Genomic DNA, 17,401 nt, shown 5'->3' on the forward strand with positions numbered 1-17,401 from the left:
GAGAGGAGGGAGTAGAATGTTTACATTAGAGCTATTGTTTTTAAATGAGGAAGGGAAATCTGTAAAAATTTCTATCGATGATCCGAGACCTGGCGTTACATCAGAAGAATTGGAAATTGCGATGGATGCTATTGTCGAAGCAAATGTGTTCACATCAGCAGGTGGAAATTTTGTTTCTGCAGTTGGTGGAAGAATTATTGAACGACATGTGACAGAGATTGATTTGCCATAATGTATAGCATGAAAAGGTCTACCTCAGTAGGCCTTTTCTGTTGTAAATAGGAAGAAAGGAGAAAATAATGATGGAGCAATGGTGGGCATGGGTTAGTGAAGTGGGGTTTCCGATTGTGGTGACGTTTTATTTGTTACATCGTATTGAAAAAAGATTGGACAATGTAACAAAAACGCTCCAGCAACTTCCTTATCAATTAACTTTTCATTCGCAACCGAAGCGTAGTACGAAATAAGTGTAGCACCCAATGGCTGAAACCTCTGTTCATTGGGTTATTTTTTGCGCTTTATAAAAATTTTTGCCTTTCTTCTGCATTTCGATAATAATATAGGGTAGAGAGTTAAGAGGTAAAGGATGATGAAATGTGAAAAATAAAATTGTATTTACTGGTGGGGGTTCTGCTGGACACGTTACTCCTAACATTGCCATTATGAATAAAATGAAGGAAAAAGGCTGGGACATTACATATATCGGATCTCGAAAAGGGATAGAAGAGGATATTATTAATAAAGAAAACATTCCCTTTCATGGAATTTCTAGCGGAAAACTAAGAAGGTATTTTGATTGGAAAAACTTTTCAGACCCTCTAAAAATAATGAAGGGTGTTATGGATGCATATTTCATTTTACGAAAAGTAAAACCAAGATTAGTTTTCTCTAAAGGCGGGTTTGTTACGGTACCTGTAGTAATTGCCGCAAAAATGTTGAAAATTCCGGTGATTATCCATGAATCTGATATCACGCCGGGGTTAGCCAATAAAATAGCTACAAAGTTTGCGACAAAAGTATTTGTAACCTTTGATGAGACGTTAAAGCATTTTCCAAAGGAGCGCGTCTTATTCACAGGCTCTCCAATACGTGAGGAACTCTTTAAAGGAAGAGTCAGCGAAGGGAAAGCATGGTTAGGTTTTCATGCTCCTAAACCAATTTTAACCATTATGGGGGGAAGCCTAGGGGCAAAAAAAATCAATGAAACGGTTCGGGCCATCTTACCAGCCTTAACGGAAGATTTTCAAATTGTACACATTTGCGGGAAAGGAAATGTAGATACTAGCTTGCAAAATGTGAAGGGTTATAAACAGTTTGAATACATTTCAAATGAATTGCCAGATATTTTAGCCGCATCACAATTTATTATTTCAAGAGCGGGAGCAAACTCTATTTTTGAATTTTTAGCCTTGCGAAAACCAATGCTACTTATTCCACTGTCACGAAATGCAAGTAGGGGAGATCAAATACTAAACGCAGAATCCTTTGAGAAGCAGGGATTTGCTAAGGTATTATTGGAAGAAGAACTAACCGAAGCTACTCTTGCAAGTCATATAGAAGAACTGAAAACAAACAAAGAAATACTAGAAACTAACATGAATAAAAATAGTGCACCTAATACATTGGAAATTATTCTTGCTGAAATTATAAAGGCTGCAAAATAATAATGTTCTCAAAACAATCTCTAACGGGACCTTCCGCTAGAGATTGTTTTTTGATTACCGGTAGATTAAAAGGTAATAACGGATGCAATGTGTACAGCAGCAAGCTTTTTTTATGTTTTTTGGGAAAAATTACGAAACTTATTGGATATCTAACTATTAATAGAACACTTGTCTATACACATGGGACAGAGGTTTCATAGAATATACTATCACTTGGTGGAAGGAGTGTTGGTATGAGTGGATCTTATGGTAACAATTTTGTGTTAATTTTAGTATTGTTTATTTTACTAGTGATTGTAGGAAAATCGTTTTACTAAAAAACTAATAAAGACATGGAAGGTGGTTTAGTCCCTTCCATGTCTTTCTCTTAATAATCGTTATTAAATCATCGGTAATAGATAGGAAATGATAAACCACATGATGCCGAAAAAGATAACTAAGTATGCAGTATATTTGATGAAAGTAGATGCCACAAGTCCTCTATCTTCTTTTGTTTCTCTTTTTTCCACTCTTACATCTTTATCTTCCATATTCATCTCCCTTTCATAATAAGGTTTATCGATTATATTCCCTATTGTGCTCCCTCATTAAACATTAGACATACCTCTTTAGAGTCCAGCAGAAAATCAGAAGTATATAGAATTTGCAACTTGGGAAAGTGTATAATGAAAAGGTAGAATTAAAACGTGATTTAGACAGAGACTTTCCCAACCAGGACTTTGTATTTATTTTTGGGGGAAAGCTTTATAATGAAGTATACATTATTGAAAATGCTTCTTTGTTCTAATAAAATGAATTCTTCTCAAAAATAAAAGACTATCTAGATAAATAGGGGTATTGTATGAAGAATAAATGGCTAAGGTTTATACCATTAATCTATTTAGGCTTTGGTATCTTATGGATTTCACTGACTGATTATTGGCTTTATAGTTTAAACCAAAATAATAATCTGATAATTGTAGAATATGTAAATTTGCTAAAGGGTTGGTTGTTTATTATAATCACAGCTTTGCTTATCTATTTGATAATCAAAAAGCATGAGGCTCTAAAAGAATTAGAGCAAAAAAAGAGTGAACTATCGACTTTAATTAATAATATGCCTGACTTTGTTTGTTTTAAAGATGGTGCAGGTAAATGGGTACTTGCTAATGATTACGGACTCGCCTTATATGATTTGCAAGAAGTAGATTATCAAGGTAAAACAGATTTAGAGCTTGGTGAATACTCCCCCCATTTTAAAGAAGCATTTGCTTATTGCATGGAAACGGACGAACAAACGTGGCAAGATGGAAAAATCACTAGGGATGAAGAATCGTTTCTTTTACCTTGTGGAGAACGGAAAACATTTGATGTTATCAAGGTTCCTTTATTTTATCCAGATGGTAAAAGAAGGGCACTGGTGACAATCGGGAGGGATATTTCTTCTTTAAAGAAGGCAGAGAGTTTACTTTTAACGAAGGAAAAGCTTTCTGTGGTGGGGGAAATGTCAGCTGGAATTGCTCATGAAATAAAAAATCCGTTAACGGCTATTAAAGGCTTTATCCAACTAATAAAAAAGTCTGGAAAAGCAAATCAAAATCACGTTAATCTAGTGTTATCAGAGATCGATCGAATTAATGATATTGTAAGTGAAATGTTAGTGCTATCTAAGCCGCCAACCAAAAAATTACTACCAGTGCCACTGACAGAAGTTATTCATTATGTATCGAACTTAGTTAGCAATGAGACAAAGCAGGGAAATATACATATTGATGTGAAAAATATTGTGGAAACGACTATGGTTAAAGGTGACGTGAACGGTTTAAAGCAAGTATTTTTAAATATTATTAAAAATGCGATGGAAGCAATGCCAGAAGGTGGATTAATCGAAATTTCAGCTGAAATGACCACGCCCAATTACTTAACGATAAAGATTAAAGATGATGGAATAGGTATTAGAGAAGCTAATATTGATCAGCTAGGTAATCCTTTTTTTACCTCAAAAGAAAAAGGTATGGGCCTTGGATTAACTATTACTAACAAGATTATACAAGAACACAATGGTCAATTATATATTGAAAGTGAAGAAGGAAAAGGGACGACGGTATCTATTTCACTATCAACCATTTAAAAATGTGCGTTTGATAGAAGATAGATGACCAAGCACTCTGGAGAAACTAACATAGAATGATTAGTGTACAGCTTCCTTCTCCTTTCGTACACGGGATTATTTAGGACAGAGATTCTTCTGTCCTTTTTTTTGTTGTGTAGAAGATTATTAGCTAAAACTGGGTATGAATAAAGATAAAGAATTTAGATAAAATGGGGGAATTTCATGTCAGAGCATGTACTTTATGATTGTATTGGCGTTGGTATAGGTCCCTTTAACCTAGGGCTTGCGGCGCTATTAGATAACCAAGACAGTATCAAGGCAATCTTTTTTGATAAGGCTGAGTGCTTTGAATGGCATCCAGGTATGTTAATCGAGGAAGCGGATTTACAGGTACCATTTCTGGCGGACCTAGTAACTTTTGCAGATCCTACCAGTAAGTATAGTTTCTTAAATTACGTGCATAAACAAAATCGCTTATATCAGTTTTATTTTTTCAAGAGATTTGATATTCCTAGAAGAGAATATAATTTATATGCCAAGTGGGTAGCTGATCAACTGAAAGCTTGTCATTTTCAATCTGTCGTAGTAGATGTAAAAGAGACTGAGCACAATGGAGTGTCTGCATATCAAGTAACGGTTCATAGGTTGGATACTGGTGAGACAAAACTATATTTCACAAAGCATGTTGTTCTTGGGACAGGAAGCATCCCTTTTGTTCCGGAAAGTTTTAGTCGTGGCAAGCAAAATAATGTCGTACATACTAGCGATTACTTGCCAAATGCATCCGATATTAAAGAAGCTTCATCAGTTGTTGTCGTTGGCTCCGGGCAAAGTGCAGCCGAGGTTTTTTATGAATTGCTAGTAGATCAAAAGCATTTCCATTATTCACTAACATGGTATACAAGATCAGCCCTCTTTTCTCAGCTCGAAACTGGGAAGTTAGGTCAGGAAGTATTTTCCCCGGACTACGTTCACTATTTCCATAGCTTAGATTACGAAAAGCGAAAAGAAGCGCTTGGTCGTCTTCAAACGGTGCGTAATGGAGTAGATAAAGAAACCTTAATTAATATCTATGATTTGTTATACAACCGGTCAGTCGAAGGTAGAGATAAAAATATCATCATCCAACCCTTAACAGAAGTAGAGGAAATCAAAGAACATGGAGTGGAAGTAGAACTTCAATGTATGCAGTGGGAAACGGAAGAAAGCTTTGTTAGAAAAGTAGAAAAAGTAGTGGTAGCGACAGGTTATAAGCCTCATATTCCAGAATGGATTTGGGATAAAAAAGCAGAAATGGTATGGGAAAGTGATAAGGAGTTTCAGGTAGATGAGAAGTTCCGGATTGTATGGAAAGAAAAGCGTGCTAATCATATTTATGCATCTACTAATTTAGAGCACAGTCATGGAACAGCAGCAACAAACCTAAGCTTAGCTGTTATGCGGAATCAAACAATCATTAATGATATAGCTGGAAAGGAACTTTATCCTTTGAAGAATGATACAGTCTTCCAACAGTTTAGGCCTGAGATGAAAAACTAAGTTTACAAAGTTAGAGGAAGGGTATTTTAACTTATGTAACTATATGTAGAAGGAGTCGATAGAAAATGAGTAAAAAAATTGCTGTAGTTGTAACAAATATGTTCGAGGACTCAGAATACACAGAACCAGTTAAGGCATTTAAAGAAGCAGGTCATGAAGTAACTGTCATAGAGAAAACTAAAGGTGAGACTGTTAAAGGGAAATCAGAAGACACGAAAGTAACTATTGATGCTGGGATAGAAGATGTAAAACCAGAAGACTTCGATGCACTATTCATTCCAGGTGGCTTCTCACCAGACATATTACGAGCGGATGATCGCTTCGTTATTTTTACCAAAGCGTTTATGGATGACAAGAAACCAGTGTTCGCAATCTGCCATGGTCCTCAGTTATTAATAACAGCCGAGGCTTTAAAAGGGCGAGATGTGACAGGATATACTTCAATTAAAGTGGATTTACAAAATGCAGGAGCCACTTTTCACGACAAAGAGGTAGTCGTTTGCCATGATCAGCTCGTCTCCAGTAGAACACCAGATGACTTACCTGCTTTTATCCGTGAGTCATTAAAATTGTTGAAATAATTAGCAAAAAACTACCAGGCAGTTTTAAAAGTCTGGTAGTTTTTTTGAAAAATATTTAAAAACCTTGCAGGAATAACTCGAGTTTTGTAGAAATTTATGAGAGTAAGCAAAAAATTTAAGAAAGGAATTCGGCTACCTTAATCCAAGAACTAGAGGTGAAAAATGAATATTGAAAAAAAGTGTGAAGAAATTATTCGTCAAGCCATTCGGTTGCGTGTATCCGATATTCACATGAAACCACAAGAGAAGACAGCGTGCCTTATGTTTCGGATGGATCATTATTTATATGATCAGGAAGAAGTGTCACTCGAGATTTACGAAAGAATAGTTTCCCATCTTAAGTTCCAGGCTTCTATGGACATTGGAGAAACAAGAAAACCACAAAATGGCGCATTAACCTTAATGATTGACTCCAAACAAATTAATCTTCGGCTCTCCACACTCCCAACTTTTTATCATGAAAGCCTAGTTATTCGAATTCTACCCCAAGATTCCCATCATCCATTAAAATATCTATCCTTATTTCCAAACTCTACTACAAAGTTATTATCTTTAATGAAATATTCCCACGGATTAATTCTATTTACAGGTCCGACTGGCTCTGGAAAATCTACAACGCTCTATTCCCTACTAGAAGAAACAAAATCTATGCTCCAGCGAAATATTATCACGCTCGAGGACCCTGTAGAAAGAAAAAGTAAACATGTCCTACAAGTTCAAGTAAACGAAAAAGCTGGTATCACTTATACCACAGGATTAAAAGCAATACTTCGCCATGATCCTGATATCATTATGGTTGGAGAAATAAGAGATGAGGAAACAGCAAAAATTGCGATAAGGGCTTCGCTCACAGGTCATCTAGTATTGAGTACACTGCATACTCGGGATGCCAAAGGAGCAGTTTATCGGTTGTTAGAATTTGGTGTAACACAACAGGAGTTAGAACAGACACTTATTGCCATCTCTGCTCAACGATTAGTAGAGTTAAAGTGTCCTTTTTGTCAGCAGGAGTGTTCAACCTTTTGCAGAAAGTACCGAAGCCATCGCTTAGCTAGTGTCCATGAACTGCTCTATGGGAGAGAGTTAGTAAAGGTCATGAAAGAATGCAATGGAGAAAATGTAGTATTAGGCTATCCGACGCTTAAAGAAGTAATTAAAAAAGGAATTGCACTAGGGTTTATCCAAAATAGTGAGTATGAGAGATGGGTCTATGATGGCACGGAGCAATAAAAGATGGAGTATAAAAGCACAAGAAGAGTTTCTTATTCGTGTAGGAGATTTATATTCAAACGGTTATTCTTTATTAGAAGCAATTGAATTGATGAGCATCTATTATGAGGATAAGAAGAAAAGCAATGACCTATTAAGAGCAATACAGGAGTTGAAAAATGGCTTTAGCATCCATAAAGTACTTGAGATGCTTGATTTTCATCAAGATGTTTTATCCCTACTTTTTTTTTCGCAAAAACATGGGAATTTAGGAGATGCCTTTAAAACTGCAGGTCAATTAATGCAAAGAAAGAGGTATTATCATCAAAAGCTCATGGAGATAATTCGCTATCCAATTTTCTTGCTTTTCCTTGTTTTAATCATGCTAATCTTTGTTCAAACTGTCTTGCTACCACAATTTAACCAGTTATTTCAGCAAATGAATATTGCACTACACAAAGGAATTACGATGTTTTTCATCGTTATAAGTAAGCTACCCCAATTGCTTTTTTTTACGGCTATTTTGATTGGTTGTCTCTTGTTACTCACTCGTATTTACGCAAAGCGAATCCACCCTACAAAAAAACTCAAACTTTTAATGAAAATACCTCTCCTCAAATCATTCCTATCGCTTCACTATTCCCATTACTTTTCACAACAACTAAGTAGTTTACTCTCTAGTGGTATGACGATTAATGAAGCGATTTCTGTGTTTGAGCAACAAACCTATCATGCCTATTTTCAAGTGAGAGCGGCGGAATTTCGGGAGCGGTTAATTGAAGGAGAAAAATTCGAACAACTGATTCAAAGAGATATGGTATTTGAAAAGGGATTAGCTTCTGTCATCTTACACGGTCAAAAAAATGGTAGACTTTCTCGTGAATTAGAGGAATATAGCCGTTTATTATTAGCAAACTTACAAAAAAAATCAGAAAGTTTGCTTGGAAAAATCCAGCCATGTTTATTTTTAGCTATCGGAGCATTCGTTTTAGTACTATATCTCTGCATTTTTATTCCGATGTTTCAACTTTTAGGAGGATTATAATATGAGAAAAATGATGAAGGATGAAAATGGATTCACCTTGGTCGAGATGCTGCTAGTTATGCTAGTCATCACGGTATTGTTGTTGATAATGATCCCCAATGTTACAAAAAACACAGGAATCATTGGAGATAAAGGATGCGATGCGTTAGTAAAGATGGTAGAGGCTCAAATGCAAGCGTACCGTTTAGAAACGGGGAGTAATCCTACTAGTATTCAAGACTTGAATGATCCGGAATACTTAGGGGATAAATTTGACGAAGAAGATGTGCTTTCATGTCCCAATGGAAAAGTAATCATCATTAATGGGAATGAGGTCGATACGGTTGAAGAGTCGTAAAGCTAACTCCCTTCTTTACTCCTCAGGCGGTTTTACCTTTTTAGAATCAATTTTGGTTTTATCCATTGTATCTATAATCTTATCCGTTAGTGTTTTAAAACTTGCTGCAGTGGAAGAAAAACATATTGCTCAAAATTTTTTCTACCAATTTAGTAACGATGTATTATTTGCACAGCAATACGCTATGAGTACGAAGCATACGGTTAGCATCATCATTGTACCAAGCCATCATTACTATCGAATTACACAAGGATCATTCAACGAAGTTCTTAGAAGAAACTATCATGAAGATATCTCGATTGATCCACGTACAATGGGCACTGTGATTAGCTTTCAAGGAAATGGTAGTATACAAAAAGCAGGCACGATGGGATTGACTTATAAACAGAAAGAGAGTTTCCGTATCGTCTTTCAGTTGGGCAAGGGAAGATTTTATGTGGAAGCTGTCTAATGGTTTTACCTTATTGGAGGTACTTGCTACTATGGTGGTTTGGATGATTACTATTACGTTATTGTTGCCAGCTTTAGTTATGATTAACCAGGAGCGGAATGGATTTACGCTTGACCGCGAGGCGCGGTTTCTACTCAATCAAGAATTAGAAAGCAAAAGGAGTCATGGAGATCCTCTAAGTGAAAAAATAATAGAAAAACAGGGACGCGTCTTTCAATTAATTCGTAAGGAAGATGGATCTCTCATATCAATATGTGTGAAGTATCAAGACTATCGGGATCGAGAAAAAACAAGGTGTGTGTATTGGCATGAATAAAAAAAGTGGAGGTTTTACTTTAATCGAGGTGCTTGTTAGTTTTTCTGTGGTTTTGGTTTTAACTGCTTTTTTCCCAATTCTTCTAAAAAGCATCTATACATTAACGAAAGAGAATAAAGAGATCCATCCTTTAGAGCTCGAAGTATTTATTCATCAAGCAAAAATGGAAATAAGAAATGCGAAACATGTAACAACGAATGGAAAGATGCTAACGATTATGAATCGCAATAATCAAACCATCACTTATGAAAATTATGAGGGAAAGGTACGTAGAAGAGTAAATGGGAGTGGGCACGAAATATTATTACAAAATGTCCATCAAGTAACATATGTAGAGCAAAATAATGGGGCAGTCTTCTTAATAGAAGGAAATAATCATGAGTTTTATGAAATTACCGTCAGTGCAATTGTGAAAGAATGGACATCTGATTAAGATGGAAAAAGGCTATATTTTCCCTATCACATTAATGCTCTCTGTACTATTGTCGGGATTTTTGTTACACCAAATTGAACTATATAGAATGGAAAAGCTGTTTTATGCCGAATCAGATGAGCTGTTTGAATTAGAGCATATGATGAAGTATTCTTGGGACAGTGTGGAGAATGAATTGCAAACTGATACGTTTCCCCTCCTTAACTCCATTTCCTTTCCTTCAGGAACGGCTACAATTTCTACCCAAGATACCTATCCAATAGCACAAATTAAGATAATTTGCGTAACAACGAATGACAGAAGATATGAGGCGACTATTCAATATGATCGAGCGGCCTATCAAGTAATTTCTTGGATAGAAACCAATTGATTCAGACATAAATGCATACGAAAGACCTTTTTCTAAAGGCTCTGTTAAAGTACAGTGGTGTTTAACAGAGCCTTTCTAATATAAATGGTGCTTAGTGATCTTTCTAGATTAAGCTAAGCACTTTTTAGGTAGAGAAATTACGGTGTTTTTCCTATAATAGAAAGAAAGAATATCTGGGAAAGAGGAATTTCGGTGAAAAGTATCTATTTAACAGGATTTATGGGAGCGGGGAAAACCTCAATTGGAAAAGCGCTTGGTGAAAAAATGTCCCTTCCCATATATGATACAGACTCTTATATTGAAAAAAATGAGGGGTGTAGTATAAAAGAAATATTTGATAGCCGTGGGGAAGAGAAATTTCGTTTCTTAGAGGAACAAACTTTAAGAGAACTACCTATAACTAATTCCATAATCATGACAGGCGGTGGCATAATTAGTCGACAAAGTAATATCGAATGGATGAAAGTAAAAGGGGTAATGTTATTTTTGTACTGCGATATTAACACAATAATGAAACGGTTAGAAAATGATGTAACAAGACCGCTTGTACATAAAAAAAGTATAGAGGAAATTAATATGATTTACTCGAAACGGTTGCCACTGTACCATCAAGCACATTTAACCATAGATATATCAGACGATACTCTACAAGAGGCAACCGAAAAGGTATATCAAGCGATTAAATCATGGCAAAGCGGTCAACACTAATGGGTAAGAAATAAGCCCATTGGTGGTGAGTGCGTTGAAAACAAATGATTATGTGAAATATGTGACACAGCAGCTAGTAAGCTATATGGATCAACCAAAAGAAATGAAAAAAGAGCAAAGACAACAACGAAAGCTAGAGCGTTCGCCTGTTGTATACCAGTTGTTTGGTATCATTCCTTTTGCATTGATGATGTTTATTAAAAAGAAGAATAAGTAAAAACATGGATAAGATAAAACTATTGCATGTTTTTAGTTTTTTATGCTACAATCTCAATCGAAAGAAGAATTTATTCAACTACATATTAATGCAAATGCTTTCAGACAAGCATTAGAACTTTACGTGTTACTGATTCGATTAGGCATGAGTAAAGAGGATTTGATTAATACTAAGGGATGAAGTCTACCCTTATACAGTGTCAAACCTTTTTCTCGTGCCTTTTTTATATTCTCTACACTGCATCCTTTCGGTTAAGGATGCAAGTTACAGGGTATAGGTAAAATGGAATAATAGGTTCTATATGTATTTGAAGGTTTCTTGAAGTTGCTTGTCACTGATTTTTAACAATTTAAAAGGGTATAATAGCCTTTTTGTTGAAATCTATAGGGGGCAGCTGTACATTAGGTACAATCAAAAAAATAAAAACATATTTAAAGGAGTTTGATTACAATGGCAGAAAAAACTTTTAAGGTAACAGCAGATTCAGGAATTCATGCACGTCCAGCAACTCAATTAGTACAAGCGGCAGGGAAATTTGACGCGGAAGTGAACCTTGAGTATAACGGAAAATCTGTTAACTTAAAGTCTATTATGGGTGTTATGTCTTTAGGAATTCCTCAAGGTGCGGAAATTAAAATTGTAGCTGAAGGTTCTGACGAGAGCGAGGCTATTTCTGCAATCGAAGAAACTTTAAAATCAGAAGGGTTAGGGGAATAATGTCTAACACGATTCAAGGTATACCTGCTTCAAGTGGGATTGCCATTGCAAAAGCCTATCGTTTAGAAAACCCAGAGCTAACTGTTGAAAAAAGAACGATAGAAAATGCAGAAGCAGAAGTGGGAAGATTTGAAAAAGCAGTTGAAATTTCTAAAACTGAATTGGAAAAAATAAAAGATCATGCTAACCGTGAATTAGGCGCAGATAAAGCAGAGATTTTTTCTGCACATATACTTGTGTTAAGTGATCCAGAATTAATAAAGCCAATTGCAGATAAAATTAAAAATGAAAATGTAAACGCTGAATATGCATTGGATGAAATTGCAGGTATGTTCATTACTATGTTCGAACAAATGGATAATGAATATATGAAAGAACGTGCGGCAGATATTCGAGACGTAACGAAGCGTGTATTAGCTCATCTCCTTGGAGTGGGTGTTTCAAATCCAAGCTTAATTTCAGAAGAAGTAATCATCATTGCCGAAGATTTAACACCTTCTGATACAGCACAATTAAATCGCCAATTTGTAAAAGCATTTACAACAGATATCGGGGGACGTACTTCTCACTCTGCAATTATGGCACGTTCCATGGAAATTCCAGCGGTGGTTGGAACAAAAAATGTTACAGAAACAATTGCAAATGACACGATGGTTATTGTGGATGGATTAGACGGAGTTGTTATTGTAAATCCGTCTGATGACGAAATTGCTACGTACAAAGAGAAGCAAAGAAAGCATGAAGAGCAGAAAAAAGAGTGGGCCAAGCTTGTAAATGAGCAGAGTCTCTCGGCTGATGGCCAGCATGTTGAGCTTGCTGCGAACATTGGAACACCTAAAGACGTAAAAGGTGTTCTAGCAAATGGTGGAGAAGGAGTGGGTCTATACCGTACAGAGTTTTTGTATATGGGTAGAACAGAACTTCCAACCGAGGAAGAGCAATACAAAGCTTACAAAGAAGTATTGGAGCGAATGGAAGGCAAGCCGGTGGTAGTTCGTACATTAGACATCGGTGGAGATAAGGAATTACCTTATTTAAATCTTCCAAAAGAAATGAATCCTTTCCTAGGCTATCGTGCAATTCGTCTTTGCTTAGAGGAGCAAGAAATTTTCCGTACCCAGCTTCGTGCTTTATTACGTGCAAGCTCATACGGTAACTTAAAAATTATGTTCCCAATGATTGCAACTTTAGATGAGTTCCGTCAAGCAAAAGCGATTCTATTAGAAGAAAAAGAAGAGCTAGTGAAAAACGGAACAACTGTCAATGAGAATATCGAGATTGGAATCATGGTAGAAATTCCATCTACCGCAGTTCTTGCTGATATTTTCGCTAAAGAAGTGGATTTTTTCAGTATCGGAACGAATGATTTAATTCAATATACGATGGCTGCGGACCGTATGAATGAGCGAGTATCTTACTTGTACCAACCATACAATCCAGCAATCCTTCGTTTAATTGATACAGTCATCCAAGCTGCACACAAAAACGGTAAATGGGCTGGAATGTGTGGAGAAATGGCTGGCGACCCAATCGCGATACCTATCCTTTTAGGTCTTGGATTAGATGAATTCAGCATGAGTGCAACAAGCATACTGCCTGCACGTAGCCAGTTAAGAGGAATTTCAAAGGAAGAAGCTGCTTCCTACAGAGAACAAATCTTGGCGATGGGTACTGCGGAAGAAGTAGTAGCTTTTGTGAAAGAGAAGTTTGGAGTTTAAGTTAATTTTGTGAGTCAACCTTCAGATTGTATTTGGGGTTGGCTTTTTTGTTTTTGGATAGGAATAGAGGGAAAGTAAAAGACACTAAGCTTAAGACTATTTTTGCAGCTTTCTTATACAGATTTTTCAACCTCCAAAACGATAGCTATGCTACAATAAAACCAGTCAAATTAATAAAGGAGGAATACTTAGATGGAACAAGAAAAATTAGCGAAATATGCAGAATTAGCGTTAAAAGTAGGGATAAATTTACAAGAGAATCAACCGCTTGTGATTAATGCGCCAATCTCAGCTGCTCCGTTTGTTCGGGAAGTTGCAAAGGTAGCCTATCAAATTGGTGCGAAATATGTACATACTGAATGGAACGATGAGCAATTAACAAAAATTACATATGAGACAGCATCCATTGAAACATTAAAAGGTGTACGGGAATGGAGAGTCAAAGGTCTTGAGGAAATGGCGGAGGAAGGAGCAGCATTTATGAGTATTGTCGCTTCTAATCCTGACCTTCTCAAAGAAGTAGATCCAGAGCGAGTATCGATTGCCAATAAAGCTCTAGCCCAGGCGCTACAAACCTATCGTTCTTATATACAAACGGCAAAGGTTAGTTGGGCAGTAGTTTCTGTCCCTTCACAAGAATGGGCAGCGAAGCTTTATCCAACATTATCACCAGAAGAACAAGTTGCAAGCTTATGGGAAAATATTTTTGCCGTAACAAGAATTAATGAAGCAGATCCAGTTGCTGCATGGGAAGTTCATATTCAAACGCTCCAACAAAAGCTTGAAGTTCTTAACGGGAAGAATTATAAAAAGCTGCTTTATAAAGCACCTGGTACTGAGCTCATCATTGATCTTCCTAAAGACCATATTTGGTTAGGTGGAGGTATGAACAATGATCAAGGCACTTATTTTGTACCAAATCTTCCAACAGAGGAAGTTTTCACGCTTCCAGTAAAAACTGGTGTGAACGGGATAGTTTCTTCGACTAAGCCTCTAAACTTAAACGGGAACTTAGTGGATGAATTCACCCTTACTTTTAAAGATGGAAAAATAGTAGAATTTACAGCTAAAGAAGGCTATGAGGTATTAAAGAAATTATTAGAAACAGACGAAGGTGCTCTACATTTAGGTGAGGTTGCATTAGTCCCGCACAGTTCTCCAGTTTCCAAGCAAGAAGTTATTTTCTATAACACTTTATTTGATGAAAATGCTTCTTGCCATCTTGCATTAGGTTCTGCATATCCAATTTGCATTAAAGATGGTGCATCACTAAGTAAAGAACAGTTGGAAGCAAAAGGCGTGAATACAAGCATGATTCACGTTGACTTTATGATTGGTTCTGCTGAACTGACCATTCAAGGAGAAACTGAAGATGGAAAACTGGAGCCTATTTTAACGAATGGGGAATGGGCTATTTAAAGAAAAGGGAAAGCAGTGAAATTTCTTATAGAGAAATTTCACTGCTTTTCTTATTGGCGCTTGTGGAGCGTATTCGTTGTTTTTTTGTTTTATTTTGGATAATACGAAAATCCAGGATACTTAACAACTGGCCATTTTTCTTTTCTAAGTGAATCTATTAATTCTGGACCAACGTTTAAATTGCTTTGTACTAACTCTTTTGGTGTCAATGCCATCCACTGATTAAGTGATACATCCTCGAATCGATCACTTTTAAATATTTCTAAAAACCATAGTGTGTCAGCCCCGGTGTTCTGAATATAGTGACCAGTTGCAAAAGGAACATAGCCAACATCTCCTGCTCGATAATCGAAAGTTCGAGCATTTCCATTTCCGGTGAACACAGTCATCCGCGCTTCTCCAGTAAGGTAATATTGCCATTCATCGTTATTAGGGTGCCAATGTAATTCTCTCATTGCACCTGGCTCGACTTCTACAAGCGCTGCTGCGACAGTTTTGGAAATAGGGAAATTAGATGAGTCAACAATCCGTACGCTACCACCAGGAGTTTGGATAGGTGTTTGTTTTAGAAGCTCATATTTAAAGGGTAATGGAACTTCTCCATAAGGTGACAATACTTTTTGGTTTTCAAGGGAAGGTGGCACTTTATCCTGATAAATATATACTTGATCGTTAGGAATAGAATGAAAGGCTTGTTCAGCAACACCGAAATTGGCGGATAGAACGTCTTTTGGTGTATGGGCAAACCAATCGGAAATGGAAAGTGTATTAAGGTCTGAAAAATTCCCGTCATCAAAGACGAGTAGAAATTCACATTGTTCTAATCCTTGAATGGAATGGGGGATCCCGGGAGGAAAATACCATAAGTCACCTGGCTCAATATCGGCAATGAAATTTCTGCCTTCTTGGTCTACGGAAGTAATCCGTGCTCTCCCCAAAAGCATATAGGCCCATTCAGCTTCTTGATGCCAATGTAATTCTCTCACGCCACCAGCAGTTAGGCTCATATTTACTCCAGCAAGAGTGGTAGCAATGGGAAGTTCTCTTACTGTAATTTCTCTAGACCAGCCACCGTGATTTAATTTCATCGAAGTATCAGAAAAAGAAAATTTCAAATTAGGCACTAGTCCGTTATCTGTAATAGGTGGAACAAGCATATCTGGGTTTTGGATATCCCTCATAATATTACGAGGTCCTAGATCGATAGCTCCAGCTCCATCACTTCTTATTGGCTGGGGGATGTTTTGTTCATTCTTATGGTTATCGTGCTGTTTATGCAATAAACACACCTCTTTCTATTAAAGGGGAGCTTTAGTATTCATTCTCTAACATAGTCTTATGATGTGTTCGTAAAAGATATGCCAGCAAAGGATTATTAACCAAGTAAAGTGGTTTTTTAAAGATTGCACTCTCTTTTATCTCCTTTTATTGTATAAAAATCGACAAAACACGACAAAATACTTATATTATGTTGTATCTCCGTATCATTAGATGTTTAGCAGTTAATACAAAAAAGAGCCAAGAATTAACTCTCTCTTGGCCCATCTCTTAGTTGCTTTCGATCAATTGAAATTGGGGGTTTCTCAAACCATCCATTTTTTATTAATAATGTGGCACCGTCTTCTGTATAACTTGCAATTTCAGACATAAGTCGTAAATAATGAACACTTAAGTCCTTTCTAATGCTTGCGCTTAATGCAGTGCCATAATCAGCAATTCCGATAGCACCTAACATGTTAGCGTGGAATAACATTAGCTTGTCAGAAAAAGGAGTTTCAGTTGATTCTGTTAAGGTTCCATCCCATGTGGAAGGGTAAGCTGTATCATTTTCTCGTAATACATCTAAGAAAGTATCTACCTGTTTTTTACCTATTTCATAGCCCTTTCGAAAGAAATCTCTTAGCTTTTGAGATTGTGCTACTTGGCTAAATCCTAAAAATAATGTTTTACCGACATTGTTCACCTCAATATTTGTACCTAAATGTGCGATTTCAACAGCTAATAATGGTCGTTTTTGACCAAATAGACTGCCTAAAAACGAATTATCCTTCACATATTCTATACTAGTAGGATAAGAAATATAGGGTGAGCGAATATAAACTCCTTTTTCTAATTGAGTATCCGACACCATATCATACAATTCTTCTGTTTGACTGTAATATTTTTTATATAAGGCACGGATATCTTTTCTAGAAGAAATAGCTTTTGCCAATCCATATGTGGACAAGCCTGTCCTACCCATGTGTTGCAGATATCGTATATACGAAGTGTCAGACCAAAGTTTGGGTGCATGAAGGTTTACATCATTGTCATTAAAGCCATGCGGTATAGGGATATTTTCACTTTCAAAAAGAGAAGTAATATCCTCCATATGGCTTTTTGAGATAGAAATAGCAAATTCTATAATTGTCTTAAAATCCATCGTTTCATTAGTTGCTAAAAAGTGTTTTAAAACACATATAGCTAGTGAATCAGCAAGATAAGTATTCCACAATGTTGCTAGTTCTGAAGAAGTTAGTCCTGGGTTATGTTCTACACTCACTTTTCTTCGCTCCCATCTTATGTTTTTTTGATTAACTATATAA

General features: G+C 36.4%; 22 protein-coding genes. 19 read left to right on the forward strand and 3 right to left on the reverse strand.

Going from position 1 to position 17,401, the window contains the following annotated elements:
* The first annotated feature begins 16 nt into the window (after positions 1-16).
* The 4 genes from BK580_RS07480 (at position 17) to BK580_RS07495 (ending at position 1,981) form a co-directional block, all read left to right on the forward strand.
* Complete coding sequence (locus BK580_RS07480; RefSeq protein ID WP_078379724.1) at positions 17-232, forward strand: DUF2922 domain-containing protein; 216 nt, start codon at positions 17-19, stop codon at positions 230-232.
* A gap of 70 nt (positions 233-302) precedes the next feature.
* Entirely contained in the window at positions 303-467 is a 165-nt protein-coding gene (locus tag BK580_RS07485; protein ID WP_078379725.1) for a YvrJ family protein, read from the forward strand.
* A gap of 129 nt (positions 468-596) precedes the next feature.
* Positions 597-1,664, forward strand: a complete 1,068-nt coding sequence (locus BK580_RS07490) for an undecaprenyldiphospho-muramoylpentapeptide beta-N-acetylglucosaminyltransferase (RefSeq protein WP_078379726.1) — start codon at positions 597-599, stop codon at positions 1,662-1,664.
* A 233-nt stretch (positions 1,665-1,897) separates the two neighbouring features.
* Positions 1,898-1,981, forward strand: a complete 84-nt coding sequence (locus tag BK580_RS07495; protein ID WP_078379727.1) for a YjcZ family sporulation protein — start codon at positions 1,898-1,900, stop codon at positions 1,979-1,981.
* Between the two features lie 63 nt (positions 1,982-2,044).
* Here BK580_RS07495 and BK580_RS23520 read toward each other — a convergent pair whose 3' ends face one another.
* Positions 2,045-2,194 (reverse strand): hypothetical protein, encoded by a 150-nt coding sequence (locus BK580_RS23520; RefSeq protein ID WP_169864850.1) that lies wholly within the window; start codon positions 2,192-2,194, stop codon positions 2,045-2,047.
* A gap of 311 nt (positions 2,195-2,505) precedes the next feature.
* Here BK580_RS23520 and BK580_RS07500 point away from each other — a divergent pair, with 311 nt between their 5' ends.
* The 15 genes from BK580_RS07500 (at position 2,506) to BK580_RS07570 (ending at position 14,816) form a co-directional block, all read left to right on the forward strand.
* Positions 2,506-3,774, forward strand: coding sequence for an ATP-binding protein (locus BK580_RS07500; RefSeq protein WP_078379728.1), 1,269 nt, complete (start codon positions 2,506-2,508; stop codon positions 3,772-3,774).
* A gap of 204 nt (positions 3,775-3,978) precedes the next feature.
* A complete protein-coding gene (locus BK580_RS07505) occupies positions 3,979-5,295 on the forward strand; it encodes a lysine N(6)-hydroxylase/L-ornithine N(5)-oxygenase family protein (protein ID WP_078379729.1) in 1,317 nt (438 codons plus the stop codon).
* Positions 5,296-5,360: 65 nt separating this feature from the next.
* Positions 5,361-5,876 (forward strand): type 1 glutamine amidotransferase domain-containing protein, encoded by a 516-nt coding sequence (locus BK580_RS07510; RefSeq protein ID WP_078379730.1) that lies wholly within the window; start codon positions 5,361-5,363, stop codon positions 5,874-5,876.
* Between the two features lie 162 nt (positions 5,877-6,038).
* Positions 6,039-7,106: a competence type IV pilus ATPase ComGA gene (comGA, locus tag BK580_RS07515; RefSeq protein ID WP_078379731.1), complete on the forward strand. Its 1,068-nt coding sequence runs from the start codon at positions 6,039-6,041 to the stop codon at positions 7,104-7,106.
* Positions 7,087-8,130, forward strand: a complete 1,044-nt coding sequence (comGB, locus tag BK580_RS07520; protein WP_169864853.1) for a competence type IV pilus assembly protein ComGB — start codon at positions 7,087-7,089, stop codon at positions 8,128-8,130. The genes comGA and comGB overlap by 20 nt, the downstream gene beginning before the upstream one ends.
* Before the next feature lies 1 nt (position 8,131).
* Positions 8,132-8,467: a competence type IV pilus major pilin ComGC gene (gene comGC / locus BK580_RS07525; protein ID WP_235864007.1), complete on the forward strand. Its 336-nt coding sequence runs from the start codon at positions 8,132-8,134 to the stop codon at positions 8,465-8,467.
* Positions 8,454-8,918 (forward strand): competence type IV pilus minor pilin ComGD, encoded by a 465-nt coding sequence (gene comGD / locus BK580_RS07530; RefSeq protein WP_078379733.1) that lies wholly within the window; start codon positions 8,454-8,456, stop codon positions 8,916-8,918. The genes comGC and comGD overlap by 14 nt, the downstream gene beginning before the upstream one ends.
* Entirely contained in the window at positions 8,902-9,234 is a 333-nt protein-coding gene (locus BK580_RS07535; RefSeq protein WP_078379734.1) for a type II secretion system protein, read from the forward strand. Before comGD ends, BK580_RS07535 begins: the two co-directional genes overlap by 17 nt.
* Complete coding sequence (gene comGF, locus BK580_RS07540; protein ID WP_078382680.1) at positions 9,227-9,667, forward strand: competence type IV pilus minor pilin ComGF; 441 nt, start codon at positions 9,227-9,229, stop codon at positions 9,665-9,667. Before BK580_RS07535 ends, comGF begins: the two co-directional genes overlap by 8 nt.
* A gap of 1 nt (position 9,668) precedes the next feature.
* Complete coding sequence (gene comGG, locus BK580_RS07545; protein WP_078379735.1) at positions 9,669-10,037, forward strand: competence type IV pilus minor pilin ComGG; 369 nt, start codon at positions 9,669-9,671, stop codon at positions 10,035-10,037.
* A gap of 192 nt (positions 10,038-10,229) precedes the next feature.
* Positions 10,230-10,745: a shikimate kinase gene (locus BK580_RS07550; RefSeq protein ID WP_078379736.1), complete on the forward strand. Its 516-nt coding sequence runs from the start codon at positions 10,230-10,232 to the stop codon at positions 10,743-10,745.
* A gap of 34 nt (positions 10,746-10,779) precedes the next feature.
* Entirely contained in the window at positions 10,780-10,962 is a 183-nt protein-coding gene (locus BK580_RS07555) for a YqzE family protein (RefSeq protein ID WP_078379737.1), read from the forward strand.
* Between the two features lie 450 nt (positions 10,963-11,412).
* The gene (locus tag BK580_RS07560; RefSeq protein WP_078379738.1) at positions 11,413-11,679 is read left to right on the forward strand and encodes a phosphocarrier protein HPr; all 267 of its coding nucleotides are present in this window, start codon (positions 11,413-11,415) and stop codon (positions 11,677-11,679) included.
* Positions 11,679-13,397, forward strand: a complete 1,719-nt coding sequence (ptsP, locus tag BK580_RS07565) for a phosphoenolpyruvate--protein phosphotransferase (RefSeq protein ID WP_078379739.1) — start codon at positions 11,679-11,681, stop codon at positions 13,395-13,397. Before BK580_RS07560 ends, ptsP begins: the two co-directional genes overlap by 1 nt.
* A gap of 192 nt (positions 13,398-13,589) precedes the next feature.
* On the forward strand, positions 13,590-14,816 hold the full coding sequence (locus BK580_RS07570; RefSeq protein ID WP_078379740.1) for an aminopeptidase: 1,227 nt from the start codon (positions 13,590-13,592) through the stop codon (positions 14,814-14,816).
* Positions 14,817-14,905: 89 nt separating this feature from the next.
* Here BK580_RS07570 and BK580_RS07575 read toward each other — a convergent pair whose 3' ends face one another.
* Positions 14,906-16,096 (reverse strand): oxalate decarboxylase family bicupin, encoded by a 1,191-nt coding sequence (locus tag BK580_RS07575; RefSeq protein ID WP_078379741.1) that lies wholly within the window; start codon positions 16,094-16,096, stop codon positions 14,906-14,908.
* A gap of 245 nt (positions 16,097-16,341) precedes the next feature.
* Positions 16,342-17,358 carry a DUF3231 family protein gene (locus BK580_RS07580; protein WP_078379742.1) on the reverse strand — a complete coding sequence of 339 codons (1,017 nt, stop codon included), beginning with the start codon at positions 17,356-17,358 and terminating at the stop codon, positions 16,342-16,344.
* Positions 17,359-17,401 lie beyond the last annotated feature (43 nt).

It is taken from the genome of Sutcliffiella halmapala (assembly GCF_002019665.1).
Lineage (GTDB): Bacteria > Bacillota > Bacilli > Bacillales > Bacillaceae_I > Sutcliffiella_A > Sutcliffiella_A halmapala.

Excerpts from the sequence above, each read along its gene's own strand:
- BK580_RS07480 (WP_078379724.1), top strand. The coding sequence starts at position 17 with ATGTTTACATTAGAGCTATTGTTTTTAAATGAGGAAGGGAAATCTGTA.
- BK580_RS07485 (WP_078379725.1), top strand. The coding sequence starts at position 303 with ATGGAGCAATGGTGGGCATGGGTTAGTGAAGTGGGGTTTCCGATTGTG.
- BK580_RS07495 (WP_078379727.1), top strand. The coding sequence starts at position 1,898 with ATGAGTGGATCTTATGGTAACAATTTTGTGTTAATTTTAGTATTGTTT.
- BK580_RS23520 (WP_169864850.1), bottom strand. The coding sequence starts at position 2,194 with ATGGAAGATAAAGATGTAAGAGTGGAAAAAAGAGAAACAAAAGAAGAT.
- BK580_RS07500 (WP_078379728.1), top strand. The coding sequence starts at position 2,506 with ATGAAGAATAAATGGCTAAGGTTTATACCATTAATCTATTTAGGCTTT.
- BK580_RS07505 (WP_078379729.1), top strand. The coding sequence starts at position 3,979 with ATGTCAGAGCATGTACTTTATGATTGTATTGGCGTTGGTATAGGTCCC.
- BK580_RS07510 (WP_078379730.1), top strand. The coding sequence starts at position 5,361 with ATGAGTAAAAAAATTGCTGTAGTTGTAACAAATATGTTCGAGGACTCA.
- comGA (WP_078379731.1), top strand. The coding sequence starts at position 6,039 with ATGAATATTGAAAAAAAGTGTGAAGAAATTATTCGTCAAGCCATTCGG.
- comGB (WP_169864853.1), top strand. The coding sequence starts at position 7,087 with ATGATGGCACGGAGCAATAAAAGATGGAGTATAAAAGCACAAGAAGAG.
- comGC (WP_235864007.1), top strand. The coding sequence starts at position 8,132 with ATGAGAAAAATGATGAAGGATGAAAATGGATTCACCTTGGTCGAGATG.
- BK580_RS07535 (WP_078379734.1), top strand. The coding sequence starts at position 8,902 with ATGTGGAAGCTGTCTAATGGTTTTACCTTATTGGAGGTACTTGCTACT.
- comGF (WP_078382680.1), top strand. The coding sequence starts at position 9,227 with ATGAATAAAAAAAGTGGAGGTTTTACTTTAATCGAGGTGCTTGTTAGT.
- comGG (WP_078379735.1), top strand. The coding sequence starts at position 9,669 with ATGGAAAAAGGCTATATTTTCCCTATCACATTAATGCTCTCTGTACTA.
- BK580_RS07560 (WP_078379738.1), top strand. The coding sequence starts at position 11,413 with ATGGCAGAAAAAACTTTTAAGGTAACAGCAGATTCAGGAATTCATGCA.
- ptsP (WP_078379739.1), top strand. The coding sequence starts at position 11,679 with ATGTCTAACACGATTCAAGGTATACCTGCTTCAAGTGGGATTGCCATT.
- BK580_RS07570 (WP_078379740.1), top strand. The coding sequence starts at position 13,590 with ATGGAACAAGAAAAATTAGCGAAATATGCAGAATTAGCGTTAAAAGTA.